The 9,581-nt window shown below is 38.5% G+C and carries 5 protein-coding genes; 1 reads left to right on the top strand and 4 read right to left on the bottom strand.

From position 1 onward, the window contains the following. Positions 1–1,007 precede the first annotated feature (1,007 nt). From MXE38_RS11510 to MXE38_RS11500, 3 genes are all read right to left on the bottom strand, one after another. Positions 1,008–3,020, bottom strand: coding sequence for a methyl-accepting chemotaxis protein (locus MXE38_RS11510; RefSeq protein ID WP_246915126.1), 2,013 nt, complete (start codon positions 3,018–3,020; stop codon positions 1,008–1,010). A gap of 830 nt (positions 3,021–3,850) precedes the next feature. After that, entirely contained in the window at positions 3,851–5,854 is a 2,004-nt protein-coding gene (locus MXE38_RS11505) for a methyl-accepting chemotaxis protein (protein ID WP_246915123.1), read from the bottom strand. A 699-nt stretch (positions 5,855–6,553) separates the two neighbouring features. Beyond that, positions 6,554–7,258 carry a GNAT family N-acetyltransferase gene (locus MXE38_RS11500; protein ID WP_246915118.1) on the bottom strand — a complete coding sequence of 235 codons (705 nt, stop codon included), beginning with the start codon at positions 7,256–7,258 and terminating at the stop codon, positions 6,554–6,556. Positions 7,259–7,332: 74 nt separating this feature from the next. Here MXE38_RS11500 and MXE38_RS11495 point away from each other — a divergent pair, with 74 nt between their 5' ends. Continuing rightward, complete coding sequence (locus tag MXE38_RS11495) at positions 7,333–8,160, top strand: MerR family transcriptional regulator (protein WP_246915115.1); 828 nt, start codon at positions 7,333–7,335, stop codon at positions 8,158–8,160. A 130-nt stretch (positions 8,161–8,290) separates the two neighbouring features. On the opposite strand, the gene MXE38_RS11490 is transcribed toward MXE38_RS11495, so the two are convergent. Beyond that, positions 8,291–9,412, bottom strand: a complete 1,122-nt coding sequence (locus tag MXE38_RS11490) for an MFS transporter (protein WP_348647385.1) — start codon at positions 9,410–9,412, stop codon at positions 8,291–8,293. Positions 9,413–9,581 lie beyond the last annotated feature (169 nt).

Raw genomic sequence — 9,581 nt, 5'->3', positions numbered from 1 at the left:
CTATATTTTCCTAAACAACGTAGTTCAACACACTCTAAAAGAGTGCTCACTAAGGCTAGTACACTAACGAGGCTGATTCTCAAAAAAGAGGTCATGCCTCCGCCTTTAGGCGGTGGATGTTAGTGACCAGTCTAGCTATATTGGATTTCTAGTTTGATTAATATTAACACCAGATAATTAGACCTAATAGCTCTAATTGAAAAGCTGTTGATACAGTTCTCATTATAAAAGCATTAATCTTTTAGATAAAGGGCCAAACAATAATATCAACAACCATGTTTACTATGACGAATCATGGCCAGATACTGCTTTTATTTGGTGTGTTGAGCGCTCAAATTACTTGGAGATTATTATGATAAGGACTGTAAGGTATAGATAATTTGTGGCTCATGTGCCTATTATCAAGTTGCATTGGGCAATACCTGTAAGAGCTAATGTTAGTAGAGATCGTGCGGGTGCTTTAGCTTATTAAGTAGCTTATGCCTATCTTGCTCTTGCACCAAAAGACTTATCTTGAGCACCAAAGAGGCTCTAGCCCAATTGTGTAGGTGCACAAGCTTGCCTTGGCGCTTAAAATAAAGGCGATACAGGCAATAGCCTTGCGCAATTACTAAGATAGGAAAGCTTTGTAGGTGTTAAGCTTGGTAAATTTAAGCAACTTAGTAGTCCAAGCTAGAGCCATATTTGGTGCTGATTCCGATGCCAATGCGGTTTTAATTTTGCTCTAGGGCTTAGCGCCAAGGGCTAAAACTATAGCTTGTAGGGCTGGGCTGGGCTGGAATTGTATGACGCTGGGCGCAGGGAGCAGGGCGCTAGCACTGCTAATAGCCTTGGCAAAGGCAATAGCGTTGGCACTGGAACTGGTAATAGCCATGGCAATGGCGCTGGAGTGGGCATTGGTGGTGGCTGGAGTGATGGGATAGGGTGGTTTAGGGGGTAGAAATAAAAGAGCCCGTAGGGATACGGGCTCTTTTTTTAAGTGCTAAGGCACTGATTATGGGTATTGGTTAGAAGCGCTTAGAGGATACCTCAGAGCTGATTTTATCAGCCAATACACTTAACTCTTCGGTTACGCCTTGAGCTTGACTTACCATAGCAGCATTGTTAACACTGTTGGAGCGTAAAGCCTCTGAGGCTTGTTCAATTTGGCTAATAGAGTCAGTTTGAACTTGAACAGACATCTTGAGAGTATCAATATTGTCTAAGAGCTTATCAGAGATCTGAACAATATCATTTAAGCTATTTTGAGTTACTCCAGCTAAAGAGCGAACTTCGTCAGCTACTACTGCAAAGCCACGACCATGTTCGCCAGCACGAGCAGCCTCAATAGCGGCATTAAGTGCTAGTAAGTTGGTCTGTCCTGCTACTTCTCTAATGTTTTCTACTACTTGCTGAATCTTAGAGGCGTTATCAGCAATCTCAGAGGTATGAATACCTACATCCTTGTTAGATTCAGTGATATTAGAGTTTGCATCTAAAGTCTTATCAATTAACTTTAATTGCTCTTGTAAGGCATCAGATACAGTGCTAACAGCAACTGTTTGTTGTGAGCTCTTATCTTTTAAGTTATCTGATAAAGCTTGGTGCTCAGATAATAAGTGGCTCATGGCATCGCCTAATTTATTGATACCATCAATAAGCTCGGAGTATTGGCCTTGGAAATTGGAGCCATCAGCACGTGCGGTAAAGTTGTTAGAAGAATATTGATCTAAAACATCAGTAGCGCTCTTAAGCACGCCATTAACCTTAGCTAAGGTATGCTCTAATGACTTAATCATAATGGATAAGTAAGGATCATTGGATTTATATGATACCTTGGCACTTAAATCGCCATTATTAATGTCATCAATGGTGCTTTGCACTGCCTTAATTGCACGTGCGCTATCGGCCATACTCTCCTCAATAGAGTCACTCATATCACATAGAGTATCAATTACATCACCAACTTCGTCATGAGTCTTAGCTCTTTGTAAGTTAGGAGTATCGCTCTTGCGAGAGAAGAAATCAGCAAACTTTTCAATATTGGTGTTAAGTAGACCAAGACGGGAACGTAAAAGCTTAGCTGTGTAGTAGTTAAAGATATACATTACTACTAAAGCAATTAAGATACAGGCTAAAGACTGAGCAATAACTCCGTCTAATTGCTTCATAATTTCGCCATGACGAACTAAGCCTACAATAGTCCAATCTAAAACCTCATCGTAAGAGGCTACTACCACGTAATCACGAGGATCATAAGGTGGGACATAGATTTCAGAGGTTTTTTCTGAATTAACAATATCTTTAACAATCTTGTGTAAGCCTGGGTGTAGATCTTCAATATTGCTATTTAAAATATGCTTTTCATCAGAGTGTAGCTGAATAATGCCTTCTTTATTAATACAGAAGAATTGACCGTTGTCGCCTAAAGTTTGAGCATTGATCATATTCTTTAAAGTATTAATCTTGGCAGATGCGCCAGTAATACCGATTAAATTGCCCTTATCGTCATACATCTTATAGTCAACAAAAAGAGCTAGATCTTTGGTATTACGATCAAAGTCCATATCAACAATATAGTCTTTGTCAGAGGCAATAACACGCTTAATCCAGGCATCGCCGCCTTCTAAGTCTAAAGCACCACGGCGTTGACCATTAAAGATATAAGTATTGGACACAAAAGAGGCTAAGAAGGTAGAGAAGAGGTTATGCTCTTGTTGCATGTTGGTAACCTCTTTAGCAAAAGCTGGTAAGCCCTTGTCATCTTCGCCTGCACTCATCCAGGAAACAACATACTGGTTTTGCGCCATAGTTTTAGATAGGGTGATATATGGCTCAATCTCACTTACCACATTTTTAGCCACAAGCTGTGTTTTTAATGGTAAGTTTGAGTTAATGGTATCACGCTCAATTAAGTTAATAGCAATGTTTAAAAACACAGTAGCAATAGCGAATAGAGCAACAAAAGCTGCGGTAATATTAATCATGGTAATTCGCTTTACAATTGAGCTTTTGGTGCTTTTTGCTTTTTTAGCAGCCATAATCTCTCCTAAGACGTTTGACAATAAAGCGCATAAAATACGATAAGTACAAGGCGCAGTAAAAAAACCGAAAAATTCACTACTCTCGTTATCGTTTGTCAACCTGATTTGCAGCGCATATTCTACTCTTACAAATTGATAAGATCATAAAACTAACACAAAGTGTGCAAAACATGTGTGCGTGCCCATCAAGAAAAACACGTAACCATTGCTCAATAAGCTAACAACTACAGCTTAAATTTTTAAACGTTACAAAACGAATGAATCTAAAAATAGATAGGCAATATGCAATACAGCGTAGTAAGGAAAAAATAGTTTTTCCTTAAAAAATAAAAGTAGTGAGTTGGACTAACTCAAGAGTTCTTTAGTTGAGCTATGAGAGTAATTAAAAAATCTACTATTTTAGCGGAAAAAACGGCATATATAAGCGAAAAAATCAATTATTCATAGCTACAAACATTTATAGAGACTATTGTACAACGTTTTATTATTGTTTGGCGATGAAAAATATAAAATATTTCATAAATATGTTGGCTAAGCACGCATTAGGTTAGCAATCTTAGTTTTTCTAGAAACGAAAAAAAGCTAGCCTAATAAGTAGGGCTAGGTGTTAGTTTTTGGGGCGGGCTGGCTAAACAGACCTATATTGAGAGAAGCTGTTTTGGTTGTCTATAAATATCACAGTGCAAAAAGATTAGATAATTTTGGGGATTATGGATGAGGAGAAAAAAGTAAGCCCCTGATATTGGGAAATAACAGGGGCTTTGGCTATATGGATAGCCATAGCCATAGCCATAGCTATGGCTATGGCTAAAGCGAAATATTAATAATTAGAAACGCTTTTTAGCGACTTCATTATTAATGTGTTCAGCAATATTACTTAGCTCATTTGTCATTACTCGAGCCTCTGATACTAAGGCGGCATTATTCTGGCTATTGGTGCGCAGTTCTTTTGAGGCATTTTCAATGCTCTCAATAGAGCTGGTTTGAGAATGTACAGCGTTTTGTAAGGTATCAATAGAGCTAATTAAGTGATCTGCAATAGAGATAATCTCATTAAGGCTCTTTTGAGTTACTCCAGCTAAAGCACGTACCTCATCAGCTACCACGGCAAAGCCACGGCCATGTTCGCCTGCGCGAGCAGCTTCAATAGCTGCATTTAAGGCTAATAAATTGGTTTGTTCAGCAACGTCTCTAATAGAAGCCACTACGTTTTGAATCTTAGAGGCATTAGCTTCAATTTGATCTGTTTGGTTACTTACCTCAGCATTGGAGTTATTAATGTTCTGAGTAGCCTCCATAGTGTGGTCAATCAGATTTAATTGCTGGTTTAAGGCGTTAGTTACAGTCTCAACAGATTGAGATTGAATTACTGACTTTTCTTTAAGGTTAATAGACATTTCGTGCTGGGTAGTCAGTAAGTGACTCATGGCATCGCCTAAGCGATTAATGCCTTCAATTAAATCGCCCCATTTACCTTGAGCATCATGCTCTTCAATACGTGCAGTAAAGTCATCTTCCTCAAAGCGTGATAGTACGCTGGTCACATGCGTCATAACCTCATTTGCATTATAAATGGACTCGTTTAAGGTCACAATTAAGGCATTAGCATAAGGGTCTTTAGCCTTATAGTTAACTTGAGCATCGAGCTTACCTGCGTTGAGGTCATTTAAGGTATTCTTGATGTTTTGAAGAGCCTTATCATTGTCTTTTAAGCCTTCTTCAATGCGCTCACTCATATCGCAAAGTTTGGTAATCACACGGCCAATCTCATCCATAGTACGAGTACGCTTTAATTCAGGACGGTCGCTTTTGCGCTCAAAGTAGTTAGCAAAGAGATTTAAGTTAAGCTCTAATAAGCCTAAACGATGCTTTAATAAACGAGAAATATAAGTGTTTAAGAGGATAAAAAGAATAAAAGCACCAGCAATTAAACTAGCTGCTAAAGTAAGCATGCCGTCTAATGGCTCCATAATTTCAGCCTTAGGCACCATACCTACCACAGTCCAGCCTAAAGTTTCATCTCTAGTAGCTAAAATAATATATTCAGTACCATCTTTAGGAGAGGTGTAAAATTCGTACTGATCGTCTTTAGCCAGAATGTTTTGCACTACAGTCATTAATCCTGGCTCAATATCATTAATAGTCTTTTTAACAATGTATTCGGTCTGAGGGTGTAATTGGATGGTGCCATTATCATCAATACAAATGTACACACCAGTAGTGCCTAAATGTTGTTCTTGAATCATGGTTTTTAAAGATTGAACATCAGCAGCGGCACCAGCAATAGCAATAAGCTTATTGTTGTCGTCGTACATCTTGTAATTAATATAGACAGCCAAAACATTAGAAATGGACTGGTAATCACTCATTAGGAGGTAATCTTTTTTATGATTAATAGTTGATGTTACCCAAATATCACGAGTGTCTTTTTGTATAGGGCCCATCTTTTGGCCATTTATAACTATTTGATTATTAACCAAATCAGCAAAGAAGATGGAGCTTAAATTTAAATCTTTGATTTGGCGATTAACAGATTTTTGGTAGGTTGCTAAACCTTCATCTTTAAGACCGTCTGCCATCCATTTTCTGGTATAGACAGAGATAGCCATCATTTTAGATTGGGTAATATAAGGCTGTACTTCGCTTTTAATAGTTTGAGTGACCGAGCCTAGTTGAGCTGGCAACTGCTTTAACATGATTTCAGATTCTACCAAGTTAGCACTTTTGCAGTAGAAAATAGCAGTCATAAGCAAGATAACTATCATTGATGGCACTATGCTAATCGCAAAAATACGATTAACCATTGATTCTTTAAAGCTAAATAAGGACATAATCCATACCCTGTTTGATTTTAAACGCATTATATTAACAGCGTATACCTAACAACAACTAACACAGTACAGTAAATTGTGCTTTCAGAGTTAATAAGCCATGATATTAAGATAAGCAGATCGGAGAGAAAATAGCAGACACAATGCTCTTACTATCACTGATACAGTGCTAGTTAACAGAGGTTTTTTAAGAAGGCAAAACAATACTATCTACTACCAAAAATGACTTAGGTTGTATTTGTTGGTAAAAACTAAACCGATGCTTATATTGTTTAAGGCTATTAGCCCTATAAGATAACGCTTATAGAGCAGGTTGGTCTATTGCTTAGCAATAGAACGGCATCCTAATGGCATCTAATTATAGGATATAGGCCCGAAATTATGGCAAATACTTGCTTGGTTTGTGAGCTAAAAGACAAAAATAACTGATATAAAGCCTTATTTCAGACAAGAAAGCGCCCACTTCTTTAATTAAAGAAGGGGCGCTCGGCCATTAGATGGTAATCGGTATGAATAAGTGCGCAGCTTTTAAATAAGCTGTACAGCACAATCTTAGGTACATCTATCTAAGCTTATCTAAGAGTGATGGCGTAGCACAAGCATTGGGACTTTTAAAAAAACAAATGTCCATAAGGCATTAACCCCAAAGAGCTAATCCCTTATAGGTAAAAATTGAAGTTGCCAATGTTTAAACAACTGTTAGACAGCCTTTAAAAAGCTGCCGTGGCTATTGCTTAAAATATTGTGTTCTGGGCAACCTTGGTGATGGTTGGGACTGTTGTCGTAGATAAACATATCTAAGCATTGTTGCTCACCATTTTCTTGGTAGAACAATTTTTCATGCCCTTGGCATTTCATGCCCATGTGGTCGTAAAAACCAAAATTACATGATGAGTCAGTAAAAATATAAAAATCGTTAACCTTCTTGCGCTTAAAAAAGTCTAAACAGGAGGCAAACAGTTTCTTGCCTAAACCGAGACCCTGAAAAGCACTGTTGACAATAAAGAGCTCAACTTTGCCTTGATATTGATGGCCTGTATTAGTTAACAGCGTATCGTCAACTTTGTAAATTTGCTCAAAGAAGCTACTAACTTCACGGCCTTCTAAAGTAGAATTTAAAGCCTCTTGGTTGTGGGCTAGTCTTAACTGATCTTGCTTAAGCGCACAATGATCACAAAAGCTATTTCCCATAATAATGCCTGCTATTTGATTATTGCAGATAGCTACTTGAGCAAAGTTTTGTTCTACTAAGCATTCGTCTAAGTAGACATAGCTTAATAGCTTAGCTACTTGGGGAGTACAAAAAGTATCAAATTCCCAAGTCTGAGCAATCAATTTAGCAATTGCTTGGTAGTCCTCTTCACAATATGGTCTTAGAGCATAATTTGGTTGCTCTGTTTGCATAAAGACCTCTACTGGTTGCTTACGTTGCGGTCATCATAAACCGTACAGTAACTGTATAGTCAATAGGTTGTTGTATGTTTTTTAAAACCAATAAGCTTTTTTCCATAGGCACTCTTGCCAAAATGCATGGAATTAATAAGAAAACTTTAATGTGGTACGACGAGGTGGGGTTGCTAAAACCTGCTTTGGTTAAGGCCAATGGCTATCGCTATTACACCTGCGCACAAAGTTTTATGTTGGAAAATATCTTGATGCTGCGTGAGTTAGAGGTGTCCATTCCTAAGATTAAGGAATTTTTACAAAATCGCACTCCACAAGGATTATCTAAGGTCTATGCCTTAACCTTGTCTGATGTAGATCAGAAAATAGAGCGTCTTAACAGCATTAAAACTCACCTTAATAAGGAGTTAAATGCCATTGAAGAGCTCTTAAGCATTGATCTTAAAGCTATTGCGGTAGTCAATATTGACCATGATGAAGATATGACCTTGTTGGATGTTGGCTGTGATGCGACTATGGAGGACTTAATTGAGGATGCTCTTAAGGTCAAAACTCAAGAGAATATTGATACTTTAGATTGCCAATTAGGAGCCATTATTGCGGTAGATAGTCTCAAGAATGATGATTTTGACAGCTACCGCTATGTTTTTATCGGAGCTAAGCCCCAAGATAGCTCTCATGTAAGTTTGCATAAGAAGAAGGCAGGACGCTATTTGCGTGCCTACCATCAAGGTTCATGGGAAAAGTTGCCAGATCGCTATCGTGAAATACTTAGCTATGCCCAAGAGCATAATCTTAAGCTAACAGATTACTCCTATGAACGTGGTATCAATGAGGATTTTGTTGACTCCATTGACCAGTACATTACCCAAATTGATATTGCCCTTGAGGAAAGCCATTAAAGTAAGCTTGGGATTGCTAGTACTGGATATCAAAAGTTCGTCACCCCCTTAAATGCTACTTCAAGCTAGTAAATTCGAGGTTTTGCTGCTTTAAAACAGGGGGCGAAACTTTTGCAAGCTAGTATTAGCTTTAGCCCTTCATCTTACGAATGACAAAACTGGACATTACCACCACAAAGATTAAGCCTAAAGGCAAGAACATGGCATTGATAAGGCCATACTGGTTAGCAAGCAATCCTAATGATGGTGGTACTACTAACACTCCAGAATAGCCAAAGAGTGATACTACAGTAGTGGCGGCTGCAGGGTGAATATCATTACGATGACCTACCTTACTTAAGATTACAGGAACTACAGGAGCCAAGCCTACACCACATAAGCCATAGGCAAAGAGTGTAAGGTATGGCGAGCTAGTAAAGATCACAATAGACATACCTAAGAAAGCAGTAAGAGCTCCAAAGAGAATAAGTCTAAAATCGCCAATCATAGAGCGTAATTTATCTGCGCCAAATCTAGTTAGGGCGGTAACAAAAGAGAATGAGCCATAAACTAATGCAGCTAAGCTCTCAGAGGCATTCTTTTCTTGAATCATTACTAAACTGCCCCATTCGGCTACTGCACCTTCAATAGTATAAGCACAGAGAGCAAAAATACCACAGAAAATTACTGCCAAAGGAATTTTGCCCATTCCTTTTTTCTTATCCATACCCTCAGGAGTTACGTCCTCAAGTAAGAATAAAGAACCAAGAATGAGCGGAATACAGAAAAATAGACCAACAGCTAATAAATTAGCGCCCACACCAATAGAGTAAAAGGCAAATGCAGAGCCAGATAAAGAGCCTGTAAGTGCACCCACATTGAAGCCAGCATGCATGCGCAGCATATATTGACCGCCAGATTTAAGTTCCAAATTAATAATTTGGGTGTTCATGGCAACTTCAAAATAGGCAAAGGCTAAGCCTAAGAAAGCAAAAGTGACACACAAAGACTCAAGATTAAATACTAAAGGAATACCAAATAGTAAGGCTACGTTAGCCACAGTAGCACTACGCAACATGGTGCGAGATGAAATGTGCTTTAGCAAAAATGGAATAGTAGCAAAACCTAATAAAGAGCCAGCACCTAAGGAAGATAGGGCCAAACCTAAACCAGCCTCATCAACATGAGCAAGCTCTTTTAAAGCTGGCATGCGAGAAGTAACTTGGCTATAAGCCACACCAATAAAGAAATAGAATAAGAAGCAAGAAGGAATGACCCATGTGAACTACTCCCTCCAAACCTTGCGGTTATGGATGGAGCTTCTTGGGTTGGTTACTAGGTTCCCTTTTATGAGACCTCCTTACTCACTCTTAGGTTACCATAATTATTAAGTTCCCTTAATAACCTCGCCAAATCTCATACGGTCAAAGAGTTAACCGCAT

The sequence above is a fragment of the Anaerobiospirillum sp. NML120448 genome, from assembly GCF_023050945.1.
In the GTDB taxonomy this organism is placed as follows: domain Bacteria; phylum Pseudomonadota; class Gammaproteobacteria; order Enterobacterales; family Succinivibrionaceae; genus Anaerobiospirillum.
Note: the sequence above shows the minus strand (reverse complement) of the source record. Positions and strands in the feature narration are given on the sequence as shown.